General features: G+C 66.9%; 16 protein-coding genes and 1 pseudogene. 9 read left to right on the top strand and 8 right to left on the bottom strand.

The annotated features are described in order from the left end of the window. The first annotated feature begins 369 nt into the window (after positions 1 to 369). Entirely contained in the window at positions 370 to 570 is a 201-nt protein-coding gene (locus ACOCMH_RS08260) for a hypothetical protein (RefSeq protein ID WP_427306434.1), read from the top strand. 108 nt (positions 571 to 678) lie between these two features. Here ACOCMH_RS08260 and ACOCMH_RS08265 read toward each other — a convergent pair whose 3' ends face one another. Beyond that, the gene (locus tag ACOCMH_RS08265; RefSeq protein WP_427306435.1) at positions 679 to 1,989 is read right to left on the bottom strand and encodes a DUF3422 family protein; all 1,311 of its coding nucleotides are present in this window, start codon (positions 1,987 to 1,989) and stop codon (positions 679 to 681) included. A gap of 92 nt (positions 1,990 to 2,081) precedes the next feature. Between ACOCMH_RS08265 and ACOCMH_RS08270 the strand changes: the two genes are divergently transcribed. Beyond that, on the top strand, positions 2,082 to 2,942 hold the full coding sequence (locus ACOCMH_RS08270; protein WP_427306437.1) for a LysR substrate-binding domain-containing protein: 861 nt from the start codon (positions 2,082 to 2,084) through the stop codon (positions 2,940 to 2,942). 77 nt (positions 2,943 to 3,019) lie between these two features. Here ACOCMH_RS08270 and ACOCMH_RS08275 read toward each other — a convergent pair whose 3' ends face one another. Further along, positions 3,020 to 3,685: a helix-turn-helix transcriptional regulator gene (locus ACOCMH_RS08275; RefSeq protein ID WP_427306438.1), complete on the bottom strand. Its 666-nt coding sequence runs from the start codon at positions 3,683 to 3,685 to the stop codon at positions 3,020 to 3,022. Positions 3,686 to 3,765: 80 nt separating this feature from the next. Beyond that, entirely contained in the window at positions 3,766 to 4,605 is an 840-nt protein-coding gene (blaOXA, locus tag ACOCMH_RS08280; RefSeq protein ID WP_427306439.1) for an OXA-1206 family carbapenem-hydrolyzing class D beta-lactamase, read from the bottom strand. 145 nt (positions 4,606 to 4,750) lie between these two features. Between blaOXA and ACOCMH_RS08285 the strand changes: the two genes are divergently transcribed. Then, the gene (locus ACOCMH_RS08285; RefSeq protein ID WP_427306441.1) at positions 4,751 to 6,391 is read left to right on the top strand and encodes a hypothetical protein; all 1,641 of its coding nucleotides are present in this window, start codon (positions 4,751 to 4,753) and stop codon (positions 6,389 to 6,391) included. A 113-nt stretch (positions 6,392 to 6,504) separates the two neighbouring features. Here ACOCMH_RS08285 and ACOCMH_RS08290 read toward each other — a convergent pair whose 3' ends face one another. Beyond that, positions 6,505 to 6,822, bottom strand: a complete 318-nt coding sequence (locus tag ACOCMH_RS08290; RefSeq protein WP_427306443.1) for a zf-TFIIB domain-containing protein — start codon at positions 6,820 to 6,822, stop codon at positions 6,505 to 6,507. 223 nt (positions 6,823 to 7,045) lie between these two features. On the opposite strand from ACOCMH_RS08290, the gene ACOCMH_RS08295 reads away from it, so the two are divergent. Then, positions 7,046 to 7,546, top strand: coding sequence for a M23 family metallopeptidase (locus ACOCMH_RS08295; RefSeq protein WP_427308402.1), 501 nt, complete (start codon positions 7,046 to 7,048; stop codon positions 7,544 to 7,546). 17 nt (positions 7,547 to 7,563) lie between these two features. Here the strand turns inward: ACOCMH_RS08295 and ACOCMH_RS08300 are convergent, their stop codons facing one another. The 3 genes from ACOCMH_RS08300 to ACOCMH_RS08310 all read right to left on the bottom strand — a co-directional run bounded on the left by ACOCMH_RS08300 (position 7,564) and on the right by ACOCMH_RS08310 (position 10,415). Next, a complete protein-coding gene (locus ACOCMH_RS08300; RefSeq protein WP_427306445.1) occupies positions 7,564 to 8,895 on the bottom strand; it encodes a nucleobase:cation symporter-2 family protein in 1,332 nt (443 codons plus the stop codon). Between the two features lie 275 nt (positions 8,896 to 9,170). Further along, positions 9,171 to 9,710, bottom strand: coding sequence for a thioredoxin family protein (locus ACOCMH_RS08305; protein WP_427306447.1), 540 nt, complete (start codon positions 9,708 to 9,710; stop codon positions 9,171 to 9,173). A 3-nt stretch (positions 9,711 to 9,713) separates the two neighbouring features. Beyond that, on the bottom strand, positions 9,714 to 10,415 hold the full coding sequence (locus ACOCMH_RS08310; protein WP_427306449.1) for a cytochrome c biogenesis CcdA family protein: 702 nt from the start codon (positions 10,413 to 10,415) through the stop codon (positions 9,714 to 9,716). A gap of 224 nt (positions 10,416 to 10,639) precedes the next feature. Here ACOCMH_RS08310 and ACOCMH_RS08315 point away from each other — a divergent pair, with 224 nt between their 5' ends. Continuing rightward, positions 10,640 to 11,380: a response regulator gene (locus ACOCMH_RS08315; protein ID WP_171513541.1), complete on the top strand. Its 741-nt coding sequence runs from the start codon at positions 10,640 to 10,642 to the stop codon at positions 11,378 to 11,380. Further along, positions 11,377 to 11,511: pseudogene (locus ACOCMH_RS08320) on the top strand (two-component sensor histidine kinase); the annotation flags it as partial. The gene ACOCMH_RS08315 and the pseudogene ACOCMH_RS08320, both read left to right, overlap by 4 nt. A gap of 117 nt (positions 11,512 to 11,628) precedes the next feature. Here ACOCMH_RS08320 and ACOCMH_RS08325 read toward each other — a convergent pair. Next, a complete protein-coding gene (locus ACOCMH_RS08325) occupies positions 11,629 to 12,306 on the bottom strand; it encodes a TetR/AcrR family transcriptional regulator (RefSeq protein WP_427308404.1) in 678 nt (225 codons plus the stop codon). Positions 12,307 to 12,437: 131 nt separating this feature from the next. Here ACOCMH_RS08325 and ACOCMH_RS08330 point away from each other — a divergent pair, with 131 nt between their 5' ends. Genes ACOCMH_RS08330 through ACOCMH_RS08340 form a run of 3 tightly spaced genes read left to right on the top strand, consistent with a single transcriptional unit; the run spans position 12,438 to position 15,270 of the window. Next, complete coding sequence (locus ACOCMH_RS08330) at positions 12,438 to 13,520, top strand: alkene reductase (RefSeq protein ID WP_427306451.1); 1,083 nt, start codon at positions 12,438 to 12,440, stop codon at positions 13,518 to 13,520. Between the two features lie 54 nt (positions 13,521 to 13,574). Next, the gene (locus tag ACOCMH_RS08335; protein WP_427306453.1) at positions 13,575 to 14,363 is read left to right on the top strand and encodes an SDR family NAD(P)-dependent oxidoreductase; all 789 of its coding nucleotides are present in this window, start codon (positions 13,575 to 13,577) and stop codon (positions 14,361 to 14,363) included. 43 nt (positions 14,364 to 14,406) lie between these two features. Then, the gene (locus ACOCMH_RS08340) at positions 14,407 to 15,270 is read left to right on the top strand and encodes an alpha/beta fold hydrolase (protein WP_427306455.1); all 864 of its coding nucleotides are present in this window, start codon (positions 14,407 to 14,409) and stop codon (positions 15,268 to 15,270) included. Positions 15,271 to 15,276 lie beyond the last annotated feature (6 nt).

The following is a 15,276-nucleotide window of genomic DNA, read 5'->3' on the forward strand; positions in this document are numbered from 1 at the left end:
GAGAAATGCAACGACGGTCCACCCAACGCGGACCGCCGCATGTTGCGCGCGTGGCGAAATACCCTCCTGTGCCGTGCTGGCGACCATGACCAGGTACGTAGCGTGTTGCTGTTCACAACGACGTTGCCATGAGCCGGCATCAAGCCGGAGCGACTGTCTGCCCGGGGCCAACACATCAGGCAGGCCTGTTGGGTTTCCAGTGCATTCACAGCGCCCAAAACGTCGCCCCTTGCGAGCTTTTCCGCCGAATGGTGGCGCCATAAGCACAACCGCGCTCTGGCACGTCTTATGCGAAAGCACTAGCGAGCAAGGGATGCCGCAACAGCTGACCGGCGCTCACCAACACGATCTGACCAAAGGAGCTCGATCATGGCAAACGCACTGACTATTGCTGACCTGCATCAGGAAGAGAAACTGTCCTCTGCCACGATGACCCGTGTCGTGGGCGGACACGATGTGGCCAAGGAAAAGGCGCTTGTGGAGGCCTACAGGGTGATCCACGACATCGACACGCTATTGAACGAGCCGGAGCCGGCGCCCGGCCGCGTGTCGATGAAGCTGCCCGGGTAATCTCCGGGCGTCGACAAACGGCACCAATACGGCACCGTCGGCAACGCCGGCCCCGCCCTGGATGGGAGCGGGGCCGGCACCGTTGTTCAATACTGCCTGGTGTGGGCGCTACGCAGCCTGATTTGCCGTCTGTTGCCGCGTTGCCGCTTTTTCCGCGGCATGCTTGCTACGCCGGGTAGCGCGCAGCACCAGCAGCACCACCGGCAGGATCAGTATCCCCTTGGCCAGTTCCGGGTCCAGCGGAAGATGGAAGGCATGCAGCGCCTTGAGCCCGGTGCCGGCGAGCGACAGCACGTAGTAGGAAATGGCGGCCACCGACAGCCCTTCGACCGCATGCTGCAGCCGCAACTGGTTGCGCGCGGTCTGGTCCATGCCCTCCAGCAGGCGCGTGGTGTCCTGCTCCTGGGCGAGGTTGACGCGCGTGCGGAGCAGGTCCAGCGCGCGTGCCACGCGGCTGGCAAACTGCTCGTGCCGCGCCCAGACCGACCTGCATGTCTCCATGGCCGGCGCGAAGCGGCGCTCCATGTATTCGGCGATCGTCGGGATGCCCTCGATCCGCTCTTCACGCAACTCCTGGATGCGCGCCAGCACCAGCTTCTCGTAGGCACGCGACGCGCTGAAGCGGTTGCCGGATTCCGCCAGCGCTTCGATGCGGACTGCCAGGTGTGTCAAGCGTTCCAGCACCTCGGCATCGTGGCGGCCGCCCTGGCTGGTGTCCATGCTGCGCATCAGCGGCGCGAGCGCGCTCTGCAGGTGGTCGACGTTGCGCCCCAGTTCACGCGCCACTGGCAACGACAACAGCGCCATCATCCGGTACGTCTCGATCTCATACAGCCGCTGCAGCAGCCGCCCGCCTTGCACCTCACGAAAGCCATTGTCGATGACGAGGAAGCGGGTAAAGCCGTCGGGGGGAATGGTCCAGTCGCAAAACACTTCACCGCCGCCCAGCACGTGGCTGCCCGCCAGGATGGGGCCATCGATCCACTGCCTCACGTTGTCGCGCGCATGCGCGGCGGCGTCGCCCGAGACCAGTTCCATGCGCAGCGCCACCAGGCGCTTGCCGGCGAAGCGGTCGAACCATTGCGCAGGGATATGCGCGGTGGCGAGCTCGGAGAAGTAGTCGGTGTCGACGCGCCGGGCCACGAAGGTGAAGGTGGAGAACTCGGTGTGCCGCTCCCACTTCAGTTGGGTGCCATGGCTCCAACGCGCTGAGAAATGGGTCGCGCCGTCGGCCGGCTGGTCGAGCCCGGTCAGCCTGCACAAGTCGGCCAGCAGGGTGTGGTGGATGGTGGTGTCGCCTTCGGCATAGATGGCAAAGTGCGTCAGCGAGGCTGATCCGCCGATGCGCAGGAAGGGGCGGGCATGCAGTTCGCGCGCAAGGCTGTCGCGCAGGGGGTGGTCCAGGGTCAGAGGTGGCATGGGCGCTCAACGTTTCCGGGCCAGTATGCCCGGGATGGATCATTAAGAAAAACGCGTAAAATTGATCTGTTGCTTCAGGTTTACTGATACCAATGAAAGCGCTTGACCTCGATGTGCTGGCCATGGTGGTGGCCGTGGCGGATACGGGCAGCATTTCCCGTGCGGCCGAACTCGTGCACCGGTCGCAGTCTGCGGTCAGCATGCAGATCAAGGCGCTCGAGCTGGCGTTGGGCAAGCCACTGTTCGTGCGCAAGCCGCGGAACCTGACACTGACTCCGGAAGGCGAGGTGCTGCTGGGCTTCGCGCGGCGCATGCTGGCCCTGCGGGACGAGGCCTGGGCAGCCGTGGTCCGCCCGGATGTGACCGGGCGCGTGGTGCTCGGCATGCCAGATGACTATGCGTCGTCGTTGCTGCCCGCGATCCTGAAGAAGTTTTCCGCGACTTACCCCAAGGTCGAGATCCAGGTCATCGGCCTGCCGAGCGTGGCGCTGGCGCCCCTGGTCAAGGATGGAACCGTTGACCTGGCCTGCGCCACGCGAGTGAAAGGCTTGTCCGGTGAATTCATCCGGCTGGAACCGATGGTATGGGCGGCTTCGCCGTCAGCGCAGGAAATCTGGAGCGAGCGGCCGCTGCCCATCGCCGTGTTCCAGCCGGGCAGCGTCGCGCGCAACAATGCCATCCGCAGCCTGGAACAGGCCGGGATTGCGTACCGCATGTCCTATGAAAGCCCGAGCCTGCTTGGCCTGCTCAGCATGGTAGAAGCCGGGCTGGCGGTGGCGCCGCTGGCGCGATGCGCAGTGCCAGCGCATTTCACGATCCTCGGCCAGCCCCAGGGGTTGCCCGAACTGGCGGCGCTGGAGCTGTTGCTGGCGCGCAGCGCAAAGTCAAAGCGGCCGCCGTGTGACTTCCTTGCCGAACAGATCCTGTCAGGGTTGCGGCGCAGGAACGGGTAACGGCACCGGAAGGAAGTTTCAGGCTTCATCCGGGGCAACCGCGTGGCCGTGGTCTCGCACGGCCCGATTTTCCCCGTTCATTCCTGATCCCCGAGCACAACCCCCTTCTTCAATGACTGGATCTGCGCAATCACGTCCTGCCGAAGGGCCTCGGGCAGAATCGTTGGCAGGGGAGAGGCCTGGCGAAGTTCCTGGGCACGCCGAGTCCGGCCAAGCACTTTGCGCCACGACTGTTTTGCAAGAATGACCTCCCATTCGGACCAGAGTGAATCTGACCGAGAGTCCCCTTGCAAGCGCCATCGCCCGAGGACCTCACGGGCGCGGTCCAGTAGCGCAGGATCATCCTGAATCATGCGGATCGCCTCTTTGTGAAGCGCCATGCTTTGCAGGTCCTGTGCTTCATGACGGCTCGGATCCGTCCTGACCATGACCTGCACATGGGGCCTGGCACGCGTGGACGCACCCGCCGCGGAATTCGGGGGCGGCGGCTGGAACGTGTCACTGACCAGCAGGGCAAGATCGCCGGCTACGCCGAGCACCGACATCACCCGCAGGTATGTGCCCATGGTTGGCGCAGGATCGCCGGCCTCGACGGCCGCGAGCGTCGTTCGGGAAATGCCGACGCTTTTGGCCATCTCGACCGCGCTGAGTTTTCTCGCCTTCCGCAGCCGTTTGAGACGGTCGCCCAACTGCAGGAGCAAGTGACGTTCCAGGACTGTAGTGGTGTCGGTGAAGGCTGGCATATGTCCAGTGTTCTAGTCAAAAAGTAATACTTTGACCAAAATATCGAACATGTGAACCGCCCCTCCCCATGGTCGCAGCCTTAGTCCGCCAGCGCCCCGGCCCTCTGCAGCGCCGCGCGCGCAATGTCCATCCGCGCCTTGGCATGTTCCGGCCGCAGGATGTCCAGATTGAGGGCGAACAGGTAGTCGTCGTTGCCGCGCTCGACCCAGCCCACCAGCCATCCCACCGCCGGCTTGGCCGAATCCGCCCAGCCGGTCTTGGCGTGCAAGGTATAGGCGGCCGTGCGCTCCAGCACGGTGATGTCATCGACGGCGTTGAAGGTGGCGGGCGAGAACGGCAGCGTGCGCTGCACCAGGCCCTTCAGGAAATCGATCTGCTGGTAGGCGCTGATCTGCAGCTTGCCGTTCAGCCAGAAGCGGTCCACTGGCCCGGAGCTGTCGGCATTGCCGTAGTGCGACGCGGTCAGGTAGCGCTGGTAGGCCGCGCTGCCGACCCGCCGCGCCAGCGCCTGGTAGGCCGGCACGCAGGAGTTGGGCAAGGCCACGCGCAACGGCACGTCCGCGTTGCAGGCCTCGGGCAGCACGGCCTTGCCGCCGACCAGCCAGACCTTGCCGTCCCAGGGCAGTTTGTCGTGGTCGACGTCGGCGACCGCGCCGGTCTCGAGGCCAATCATGGAGTTCAGGATCTTGAAGGTCGATGCCGGCGAGTAGGGCGTGGCGGCGCGGGCCGGGTTGTAGGTCATGATGCGGTCGCGGCGCAGGTCGTAGATCACCATGGTGCCGGTGGTATCGGCCTGGCGGAACAGTGCCGCGGCGTCGAGCGGCACTTCCTTGGGCGCGGCCAGCGCGGGCAGGTGGGCGGCAAGCAGGCTGAGGCCGAAGGCCACCGGCGTCAGCAGTCGGGCAAGACGATAGGTCATGGTTGTGCAGGAGTAAGTTAAGGGAATGACAATCCGGGCCCGGACCGTGATGCGCAGCATAGGAGAGGGCGTGCGCAGCGCCAACCGCGCGCCCTGTAACTTGCGTAACATGGCGGGCATTCCCGCAATGCTCCCTGCGCGTTCGATGCCTGCCCAGCCCGCCATGATCCATATCGATGTGTCGTCGCCCTACCAGGTGGAGGGCCAGCCCGCGCGCTACCAGTCGCTCTGGCTGCTGGCGCGCCTCTGGCATGCGCATCGCAGCGCAGAGGGGGTTGTCACCGCCGCCGCGTTACGCAGCGCGTTTCCCGCGGCGGCCAACCTGCGCATGCTGGTGTCGCGCGCGTTTGCCGATTTCGGGCGCTGGGGCATTGCGGTGGGGTGGGGCGCGGACCGCGCGCGCGATCCGGCCGCGGCCAACCCGGCGCATCGCAGCCGCGGGCCGTTCTGGCTGACGGCGGCCAGTGCGCGCCGGCTGCGCTTTGTCGCCAACGGGCGCACGCTGGGCCCGGCCGGGCTGGCGCGGCTGCTCCGCTTCCATGCCGGCGCGCAGGCGGCGGTGCCGGGGCAGCAGGACGGCACCGGCTACGTGATGCGCGACATGGCCTTCTGGAGCGAACTGACCCAGGCCATGCGCAGCGCGCAGGATGGCCATGCCGGCGCCCACGGCTTCGCCGTGGCCGAATCCTTCGGCGCGGCGCGCCGGCTTGCCGGCGACGGCTTCCAGCAGGCCTTGTCGCTGCTCAAGGAAAGCCAGGCCTGGCGCCGTTGCGGCCGGCTCGACCAGAGCCGGGCCGCGCTGCGGCGTTTCGACCGGCTGGCGCATGCGGCTGACGCCGGTGCGGCAACGCCGGCATTCCAGGCCATGGCGCAGGTGGTGCGCGCCTGGGAGCGCTATACCCGCGGCGACGGCGAGGGCGCGCGCGCCGGGCTGGAGCACCTGCACGCCGATGCCGAACTGCGCCTGGTGGTGCGCTATAACCCGCGCGTGCGCTTCGAGGTGCTGAACCTCGAAGCGCTGCTGCACAAGGCCGATGCCATGCGTCCCGCGCATGCGGGCGCCGCCGGCGCGGCGCAGCGGGCGCTGGACGCGTTTTCTGGCGCGCTGCAGGCGGCTTACGAGGCCGACTCGGTCGATGCCGTGCAGCATGCCGCGGCCAATATCGGCCTGTGCCTGTGGCTGTTCTGGCGCCATGGGCTGATCGATGCCGGGCGCAGCCTGTCAGCCAGTGCGGTGCAGCGGCAGGCGATGCGCTGGCTGGGGCTGTCGGAATGGATCTGCGACCGCTTCGGCGTCGGCGGCGGCACGGCGTGGAACGCGATCTTCCTGCTGCGCATCGCGCGCGGCAGCTGCGGCCCTGACGCGCCGCCGCTGGACCGCCCGGCCACCGCCAGCGACAGCATGGCCGTGTTCCGCCGCCAGCGCCCGCTTTCGGTGGCCGACGCGGTCGACGCGCTGCGGCCGTTCCACGCGCCGTTCGCGCCGGCCAGGGGCTTCGTGCGCTGGTCGGCCGTGGCCGCCTTTGCCCTGGAAGACCACGACGCCGGCCATGTCCGGCTGGCGCCGCTGCAGCTGGCCAACCTGCTGCTGGAATCGGCCTGGTACCTGACCCATGAGCAAGGCGCCACCGCCATCGCCTGCGCCGCGGTGGAGCGGCTCGCCGGGCAGCTTCACGCGCTGCGACCCGCGGAACGTGCCTTCTTCACGGCCGAGCTGCGCGCGCTGCCGCCGGCGTTGCGCGATGCCGCCGCGGAAGCGGCGCGGCGGCCGCGCAGTCGCGCTTGATGCCGGGCGCTAGCGGCCGATCCGCGCGGCGACGGCCTGGCAGCTGGGCTGTAGCGGCCGCAAACGAAAAAAGGGCGACCACGGTCGCCCTTTTTTTAAGGTATGTGGCCGGATTAGTCGAAAAGCTCGTGCCAGATGCTCTTTTTTCGATAGTGCTTCTGCTCGCGCTCGTAGTGGCGGTCGCGGTCCCGGTCATCGTAGCCGCGCTGGTAGCCCTGTTGCGGCGGTGCGCTGTGCATCGGTGCCTGCTGCTGTGGCGATGGTTGCATGGGGGTTTGCTGCGCCGGGGCGGCCACCGCCGAGCGTTCCAGGATCTTGTCGAGTTCGCCGCGGTCGAGCCAGACGCCGCGGCATTTGGGGCAGTAATCGATCTCGATGCCCTGGCGTTCGGACATCACGAGCTGGGTTTGCGGGCACACCGGACAGTCCATGGGTTCTCCTGTTGCAAATGAAAACGGTCCAGGTATGACTGGCCCCGGCGCCGATGGTTCGGCCAGGTGTGCCGCGAGACGTGGTGCGCAGTGCCCATCGCGCGCCAGCGTGAGCGGGAATTCGCGCGCCGAGCCGCCGTCGAAGGCATATGGCCGCGTCGCGTCTTGCTACCCTTTGCTTGTGTTTTTCCGCCGGCTGGCGTGGCTGGCGGCATGGCTCGTCATGGCCTGGCTTGCCTGGCTCTGGCTGCAGCCGCAGGTGGAGCGTGCCATCTACGCGGTGCGCCTGTCAGCGTGGCCCGCGCCGGCGGCGCTGCCGGTCCCGGTCACGGGCGTGGCTTCCCGGGCGCTGCGCGATACCTGGCACGGCGCGCGCGCAGGCGGGCGCAAGCATGAGGGCATCGACATCTTCGCGCCGCGCGGCCGTGAAGTGGTGTCCGCCACCGAAGGCATCGTCACGCGCGTGGGGACCAATGACCTTGGCGGGAAAGTCGTGTGGGTGATGGGGCCCGGACGCCAGCTGCACTACTACGCCCATCTTGATGACTACGCCGCCGTGCGCGCCGGCGACATCATCGCCGCCGGCATGGTGCTGGGTTATGTGGGCACCAGCGGCAATGCGCGGGGCACGCCGCCGCACCTGCACTATGGCATCTACACGGCAGGCGGGGCGATCAATCCTTATCCGCTGCTCAGGCCGTCGGTGCCCGCCGGCGCGCACTAGCGCCGGGGGCTTGCGGTTCAGGCCGCTTCGCCAACCGTGCCGTGGCCGGCTTCGTCCGCGGCGGCTTCCTTGCCGCCGGGCAGCAGCAGGTTCAGGATCACCGCCGACAGCGAGCCCACCGTGATGCCCGAGCCGAAGACCTCATGGACAAAGGCCGGCAGCTTCGACAGCAGTTCCGGGCGGAAGGTCACGGCCAGGCCGCAGCCGATCGACACCGCCACGATCAGCGTATTGCGCTGCGTGAACCGCACCGTGCTGAGCATCTGGATGCCGCCCGAAACGATCATCGCGAACATCATCAGACCGGCGCCGCCAAGCACCGGCTGCGGGATCGTCACCACCAGCGCGCCCAGCACCGGAAACAGCCCGGCCAGCAACAGCATCACGCCGGTCAGCGCCACCACATGGCGGCTGGCCACGCCGGTCAGCGACACCACGCCGACGTTCTGCGCGAAGGTGGACAGCGGCGGGCTGCACACCAGCGCCGCGAAGGCCGAGCCAAAGCCGTCGCACAGGATGCCGCGCGACAGGCATTTGCCCGAGACCGGCCGCTGCGTGGCCGAGCCCAGCGCCATGAACGTACCCGTCGATTCGACGATGGTCACCAGGAAGGCGATCGACATGGCGACGATGCCCGAGACCGGGAACGACATGCCGAAGTGCAGCGGCTGCGGCACCGCGAACACCGGCGCCTTGTGGAATTGGGTGAAGTCGACCAGTCCGAGCGCCAGGCACAGCAGGTAGCCGCCGGCGATGCCGACCACGATGGCCGAGGCCGACAGCATGCCCTTGCCCCACTGGACCACCGCCACCACCAGCGCCAGCACGGCGACGGCAATCGCCAGGTTGCCAGGCGCGCCATAGCGGCTGCTGCCCTGGCCACCGGCGGCCCAGTCGATCGCCACCGGAATCAGCGACAGGCCGATCATGGTGACGACCACGCTGGTGACCGTATGCGGAAACAGCTTGCGGATCGCCGGCATGAAGAAACTCCCCAGGATCATCACCAGCGAGCCCGCCAGCGCCGAACCCAGGATGCCGGCCACGCCGTGCTCGACGCCCACGCTGACGGCCGCGCCAACAAAGGCGAAGCTGGTGCCCATCACGCACGGCATGCGGATGCCGACCGGGCCCACGCCCTTGCACTGGATGATGGTGACGATGCCCGAGCCCAGCAGCGCGGCATTGACCAGCGCCACCACCTGGTCGGACGGCAACCGCAGCGCGCCGCCGATGACCAGCGGCACCGCAATGATGCCGCCAAGCGCGGCCAGCAGGTGCTGGAGCGCAAGCAAGAACGTTGTGAGCCGTGGGGGGCGGTCTTCCACCTGGAACAGCAAGGGCGCCATTCGAGTCTCCTGTCGTCTGCCCGGATGTTCCGGGCGGTCTTGTTCTTCTGGCGCCGGGCGGGGAGCCCGGCGTCCTCGTGCACGCTCGCGGGCCAGAGGCGATGGCTCCGCGAGCGAGGCGGGCAGGCTATGCATCCCGCCTCAACAGGCGTGCAAGAATAACAGGGATCAGCGAACCGTGATACAAAGATTGCATACAATTTGTATCAACTCCCATGCGCCGGAAGACAAGGCGGGCGCCCCGACAGGCGCCCGGGAGGCGGCTTTCGCGTGGGTCAGCGGCGCTGCGCCAGGGCTTTCTGGATCGCTGCCTCGGTCTCGGCGTACTGGCCTTCGCCAAAGTGCTGGTAGACCACGTTGCCGTTGGCATCGACCAGGTACAGCGCGGGCCAGTACTGGTTGTGCCAGGCGTTCCAGGTGGCATAGGCGTTGTCCTGCGCCACCGGGTAGCGGATGTCGAAACGCTTGAGCGCGGCCTGGACGTTGCTGGTGGACTTCTCGAACGCGAACTCCGGGGTATGGACGCCCACCACGACCAGCCCCTGGTCGTGGTATTTGTCGTACCACTTGCGCACATGCGGCAGCGTGTTGATGCAGTTGATGCAGCTGTAGGTCCAGAAGTCGACCAGCACGACCTTGCCGCGCAGCCCGGCAATGGTCAGCGGTTCAGAGTTCAGCCACTTGCCGACGCCGGTGAATTCAGGTGCCTTGCCATAGTCGGCGGGGGCGGCGGTGGCGGATTGGATGGCGAAGGGGGCGGCGGCAAAGGTGGCAAAGGCGGTCGCGGCGAACAGGGTGCGAAGGATGCGGGGCATGGTTCAGGCTCCAGGTTGAGTGGCGGGGAAAAGTGAGGTCAGCCAGGCGACGGCGAGGGTGTCGTACTGGAAGTACATGGCGATGGCGGTGGCCACCACCAGCACGCCAAAGGCCTGTTGCAGCCGCGGCGTATGGCGTGCCAGCCGGCGCACGTGGGTGGTGGCGAACTGGCCGCCGTAGGCGATGCCCAGCATCGGCACGGCTGCGCCGGCGGCAAACAGGGCCAGCAGGCCGGCGGCGCGGTGCAGGTCCTGCGCCTTGGCCACCAGCGCCAGGATCGAGGCCAGCACCGGCCCCGCGCATGGGGTCCACACCGCGCCCAGCGTCATGCCCAGCACAAAGCCGCCCGCCAGGCCGTTGCCGGCGCGGCTGCCGGCGCCGGCGGCGCGGTCGGCCAGCCCAGCGAACGGCGCCGCCAGCCGTCCGAAGCCGGCCGGCCACAGGCGTGCCAGCCCGGCGGCGAACAAGAGCGCGATGGCCACGTTGCGGACCACGCCCGGCGCGTCGCTGAAGGCGCTGGAGAGCGCGCCGAAGACGATGCCCAGCGCGGAAAAGGCGGACACGAAACCCAGTGCGATCGCCAGCGGGCGCAGGCGGCTGGTTTCGCCCAGCGACGCGCCCAGCAGCATCGGCAGCACGGGCAGCACGCACGGCGACGCTATGGTCAGCACGCCGGCGGCAAAGGCAAGGTAGGCATCGATCATGTTGGTGGACTCCCGGATTGGTATGGCTGCATTGCACCGCGCTGGCGTATCCGCGGTGTTTCCGCATCCGGCCCGGCGTGCAATGTTTCTTGTCCGGCGCCGGCGCGGATACACAGCGATACAAAGCGCGCCGGCAGCGCCGCATAATTGCGGCACCGGGCCACGCGCCGGCCATTGCCGGCGCCGGCCGCCCCCCATTTCCTTCTTCGATTCCGGGACCCTCCATGACCGCGCAGGACCATATCCTTATCGTCGACGACGACCGCGAAATCCGCGAACTGGTTGCCGCCTACCTTGAACGCAGCGGCATGCGCGTGTCGCTGGCCGCCAACGGGCGCGAGATGCGCGCGGCGCTGGACAAGGGCTCGGTGGACCTGGTGGTGCTGGACCTGATGCTGCCCGGCGAAGATGGCCTGGCGCTGTGCCGCGACCTGCGCGCGGGCGAGCGGCGCAACCTGCCGGTGCTGATGCTGACCGCCCGCAACGAGGAAGCCGACCGCATCCTGGGGCTGGAGATGGGTGCCGACGACTACCTGGTCAAGCCGTTCGCCGCGCGCGAACTGCTGGCGCGGATCCGCTCGGTGCTGCGGCGCACGCGCATGCTGCCGCCCAACCTGCAGGTCACCGAGGCGGCCACCATGCTGGCGTTCGGGCCGTGGCGGCTCGACACCAACGCGCGCCACCTGCTCGACGAGCAGGACGTGATCGTCGCGCTCAGCGGCGCGGAATACCGCCTGCTGCGGGTCTTCGTCGATCATCCGCAGCGCGTGCTGACGCGCGACCAGTTGCTGAACCTGACCCAGGGCCGCGACGCCGAACTATTCGAGCGCTCGATCGACCTGCTGGTGAGCCGCCTGCGCCAGCGCCTGCGCGACGATGCGCGCGAGCCGCGCTACATCAAGACCGTGCGCAACGGCGGCTATGTGTTCAGCGCCACGGTTGAAATCCGCGAGGAGCGCGCATGAGCGGGCGCGCGCGCAAGCTGCCGGCATGGCCGCGCACGCTGTTCGCGCGGCTGATGGTGATTTTGCTGGACGGGCTGGTGCTGGCGCAGAGCCTGTCTTACAGCCTGGTGATGATGGAGCGCAAGAGCGCGGCCGTTCGCGCAGAAAGCAGGCGCAGCCTCGGCCTTGCTCGGATTCATGCAGATGGACTGCGCAGCCCTGCCATGGAGTTATCTCTACGCGGGTTGTGCCCGCCTATTTGGCCTTCTTTATCGTTCTGGCGGTGAGGTTGCGCTGCCCCCGCTGGTTTTCTGGCGATCGGCCGGTTGCTCAATGCCAGAAGTACGCCCGTCTTGCGAAGGCGTGCTTGCTGTCGTGGATGCGCTCAGTGACGCGAGGATCGCCTCGCGGCAAACCGCCAGGATTTCGTCGGCCAGCGGCGAGTCGTCCGGACAGGCCCGCGACATGACGAGGGCGCCCACCGCGTGCGCCAGGGTGTCGAGGGACCGCGCTCGCGCCCGACCCGGATCGGCTTCGTCCGAAACAGTGTCCTCGGCCCTCAGCGCAGCCAGCAGGCTTTCAATGCCGGCCGCGAACGCGGTCCGAACCTCTTCTGGCTGACGCGCGGCATCCCCGCCTAGTGCGGCCATCGTGCAACCGGTCGCGCGGGTGTCGCGGTGCTCGCGAGAAAGGTAATACCGCACGAACTCTGTCGCGCTTACCCCCGCGCTTAGTGCCACCGTTTGCGCGATGCCGCAGGCCGCCGATTCCGCCATCAGGTCGGCCTTGGAGCGGAACTGTCTGTAAAAGCCGCCGTGGGTGAAGCCGGCGGCGGCCATCAGATCGGCAACGCCAACCCCGTCGTAGCCGCGTTCCCGAAACATCTTCGACGCCGTCGCGACAACGTGCTCCCGGTTGGCCTGTGCCTGTGCCTTGGTGATCTTCATTTGCTGACCACGATGGGTTTCATCTCTGCGAAGGCTCCATTGTACATTGATGTCAATCATCATCAAAACCTTGACAGTTAAGATTATGACCATCATCATTGTGAAACTTTCCAACACCAAGGTGATGCAACATGACCGACAAGACGCTTTTTGAGCCCTACACCCTTGGTCGCCTGACCCTTGCCAACCGTTTTGTCATGGCACCACTGACCCGCAATCGCGCAGGCGCGGGGCTGGTGCCCAGCGAACTGGCCGCCACCTACTACGCCCAGCGCGCGTCGGCCGGCCTGATCATCACGGAGGCCACTCAAGTGTCAGCCCAGGCTCAGGGCTATCAAAACACCCCGGGCCTGTACACACCGAAGCAAATCGCCGGCTGGCGCAAGGTCACCGAGGCTGTGCATGCCAAGGGCGGCCGCATCTTCGCGCAACTCTGGCACGTTGGCCGTGTTTCGCACGTCGATGTCCAGCCTGGCGGCACGGCGCCGGTCGCGCCTTCGGCCATCCGCGCGGCGACGAAGACCTTTGTCAACAACGGTTTTGTCGACGTGTCGCCGCCGCGGGCCCTTGAACTCAACGAATTGCCGGGCATCGTTGCCGACTTTCGTCGAGCCGCGGCCAATGCCATGGCCGCCGGCTTCGACGGCGTGGAGATCCACGGTGCCAACGGCTACCTGCTGGAGCAGTTCATCAAAGACGGGGCCAACCAGCGCACTGACGCCTACGGCGGCTCGATCGAGAAACGTGCGCGCCTGCTATTGGAAGTCGTCGCGGCAGTGGTGGAAGAAATCGGCGCCGATCGCACCGGTGTGCGCATCTCGCCTGTGTCCCCAGCAAATGGCATTTCGAGCAGCGATCCTCAGCCGCAGTACGACTACATCGCCGGGCAGCTCAGCGCGCTGGGCGTCGTCTACCTGCATGTAGTCGAGGGCGCGACCGGCGGCCCGCGTGACGTCGCACCGTTTGACTACGACGCGCTGCGTCGCCGCTTCGGGCAAACCTACCTGGCCAACAACGGCTACGACCAGGAACTCGCCACCGCCAGGCTCAACGAGGGCAAGGCAGACCTGTTCGCCTTCGGCCGAGCCTTCATCAGCAACCCAGACCTGGTCGAACGCCTGAAGGCCGGCGCCTCGCTGGCCCAGCCCGACTTCGCCACGCTCTATGGTGGCGGCGCTGCGGGCTACACCGATTACCCGTCCATCACCGCCTGAGGCGCGCTGCTTGCGTCCGCATCCGAACCGCTCTTGAAAAAGGGGAAATTACTCATGACCACGCTTCCGACTGTTCTCATCACCGGCGCCTCCTCCGGCATCGGCGCCACCTACGCAGAGCGCTTCGCGCGCCGCGGCCACGATCTCGTGCTGGTTGCACGCGACAAGGCGCGCCTCGACACGCTGGCCGCTCGGCTGCGTGAAGAAAGTGGTGTGGCCGTGGATGTGCAGCAGGCCGACCTTACCCGGCCCGCCGACCTAGCCGCGGTCGAGACTCGTCTGCGCGAGGACGCTCGCATAGGCATCCTGATCAACAACGCCGGGATGGCTCAGTCGGGCGGCTTCGTGCAGCAGACCGCTGAGGCCATCGAACGCGTGATCATGCTCAACACCACGGCGCTGACGCGGCTCGCTGCCGCGGTCGCTCCGCGCTTCGTGCAGTCGGGTACCGGCGCAATCGTCAACATCGGCTCGGTGGTAGGTTTCGCGCCCGAGTTCGGCATGTCGATTTACGGCGCCACCAAGGCGTTTGTGCTGTTCCTGTCGCAGGGATTGAATCTCGAGTTGTCGCCCAGCGGCGTCTACGTGCAGGCGGTGCTCCCGGCAACGACCCGCACGGAAATATGGGGGCGCTCCGGCATCGACGTCAATACGCTTCCCGAGGTGATGGAAGTCGGCGAACTGGTTGATGCGGCACTGGTCGGCTTCGATCGCCGCGAACTCGTGACTATCCCGCCGCTCCACGTGGCGGCGCGGTGGGACGCTTTGGATGGCGCGCGTCAAGGGCTCATGTCGGACATTCGACAAGCCCAGGCGGCCGAACGCTATCGGTCCGGAGCCTGACCGCCACAATGACTGGGGCGTCCCCCCCGGACGAGAAGCGACCATGACCTTAAAAGCGCTGCAGACGTCTTATGTCGACGCTCAGACTAACCTCGTCAAAGCGGGTGGAACCACATTCGCTTACCGCGAACTGGGACAGCATGGCGGTGTCCCGCTGGTCCTGCTCAACCACTGGGGCGCCGTGCTGGACAACTTCGATCCGCGCATCATAGATGGCCTGGCTAGCGAGCATCACGTTATTGCCATCGACTATCGCGGAATCGGTTTATCCGGCGGCACCGCGCCAGCGACCGTGGACGAGATGGCGCGCGACACCATCGCGGTGATCCGCGCGATGGGTTTCGATCAAGTCAATCTGCTCGGCTTTTCGCTTGGCGGCTTCGTGGCGCAGGACGTGGCCCTGAAGGCGCCGGGCCTGGTGCGCAAGCTCATCCTTACCGGCACGGGTCCCGCAGGCGGTCAGGGCATCGATCGTGTCGGTGCGGTGTCGTGGCCGCTGATACTCAAGGGCCTGCTGACGCTACGCGACCCCAAGACCTATCTCTTTTTCACTGCCACGGCCAACGGCCGGCAGGCAGCAAGCGCCTTCCTGAAAAGGCTGAAGGAGCGCCACGCCGATCGCGACAGGGGACCGACACCTCGCGCTTTCTTGCGGCAGCTCAAGGCGATTAAGGCTTGGGGCCAGCAGGTGCCGCAGGATCTCGCCGCCCTGCGCATGCCGGTCCTGATCGCCAATGGCGACAACGACATCATGGTGCCCACCACACTGAGTCGCGACATGGCCCGCCGCATTCCCCATGCGCAGTTGGTCATCTACGAAGACGCCGGGCACGGCGGCATCTTTCAATACCACGCCGACTTCGTGTCGAAGGCGCTGGCGTTCCTGGCAGCACCCCACATTGGTTAGAGCAAC

It is taken from the genome of Cupriavidus sp. H39 (genome assembly GCF_050271075.1).
GTDB classification, from domain to species: Bacteria; Pseudomonadota; Gammaproteobacteria; order Burkholderiales; family Burkholderiaceae; genus Cupriavidus; species Cupriavidus necator_B.

Bases quoted from the DNA above. Each gene is read 5' to 3' on its own strand.
- ACOCMH_RS08325 (WP_427308404.1), bottom strand. From the start codon at position 12,306: ATGAAGATCACCAAGGCACAGGCACAGGCCAACCGGGAGCACGTTGTC.
- ACOCMH_RS08310 (WP_427306449.1), bottom strand. From the start codon at position 10,415: ATGATCGATGCCTACCTTGCCTTTGCCGCCGGCGTGCTGACCATAGCG.
- ACOCMH_RS08295 (WP_427308402.1), top strand. From the start codon at position 7,046: ATGGCCTGGCTTGCCTGGCTCTGGCTGCAGCCGCAGGTGGAGCGTGCC.
- ACOCMH_RS08315 (WP_171513541.1), top strand. From the start codon at position 10,640: ATGACCGCGCAGGACCATATCCTTATCGTCGACGACGACCGCGAAATC.
- ACOCMH_RS08265 (WP_427306435.1), bottom strand. From the start codon at position 1,989: ATGCCACCTCTGACCCTGGACCACCCCCTGCGCGACAGCCTTGCGCGC.
- ACOCMH_RS08330 (WP_427306451.1), top strand. From the start codon at position 12,438: ATGACCGACAAGACGCTTTTTGAGCCCTACACCCTTGGTCGCCTGACC.
- blaOXA (WP_427306439.1), bottom strand. From the start codon at position 4,605: ATGACCTATCGTCTTGCCCGACTGCTGACGCCGGTGGCCTTCGGCCTC.
- ACOCMH_RS08335 (WP_427306453.1), top strand. From the start codon at position 13,575: ATGACCACGCTTCCGACTGTTCTCATCACCGGCGCCTCCTCCGGCATC.
- ACOCMH_RS08275 (WP_427306438.1), bottom strand. From the start codon at position 3,685: ATGCCAGCCTTCACCGACACCACTACAGTCCTGGAACGTCACTTGCTC.
- ACOCMH_RS08260 (WP_427306434.1), top strand. From the start codon at position 370: ATGGCAAACGCACTGACTATTGCTGACCTGCATCAGGAAGAGAAACTG.
- ACOCMH_RS08300 (WP_427306445.1), bottom strand. From the start codon at position 8,895: ATGGCGCCCTTGCTGTTCCAGGTGGAAGACCGCCCCCCACGGCTCACA.
- ACOCMH_RS08285 (WP_427306441.1), top strand. From the start codon at position 4,751: ATGCCTGCCCAGCCCGCCATGATCCATATCGATGTGTCGTCGCCCTAC.
- ACOCMH_RS08305 (WP_427306447.1), bottom strand. From the start codon at position 9,710: ATGCCCCGCATCCTTCGCACCCTGTTCGCCGCGACCGCCTTTGCCACC.
- ACOCMH_RS08290 (WP_427306443.1), bottom strand. From the start codon at position 6,822: ATGGACTGTCCGGTGTGCCCGCAAACCCAGCTCGTGATGTCCGAACGC.
- ACOCMH_RS08340 (WP_427306455.1), top strand. From the start codon at position 14,407: ATGACCTTAAAAGCGCTGCAGACGTCTTATGTCGACGCTCAGACTAAC.
- ACOCMH_RS08270 (WP_427306437.1), top strand. From the start codon at position 2,082: ATGAAAGCGCTTGACCTCGATGTGCTGGCCATGGTGGTGGCCGTGGCG.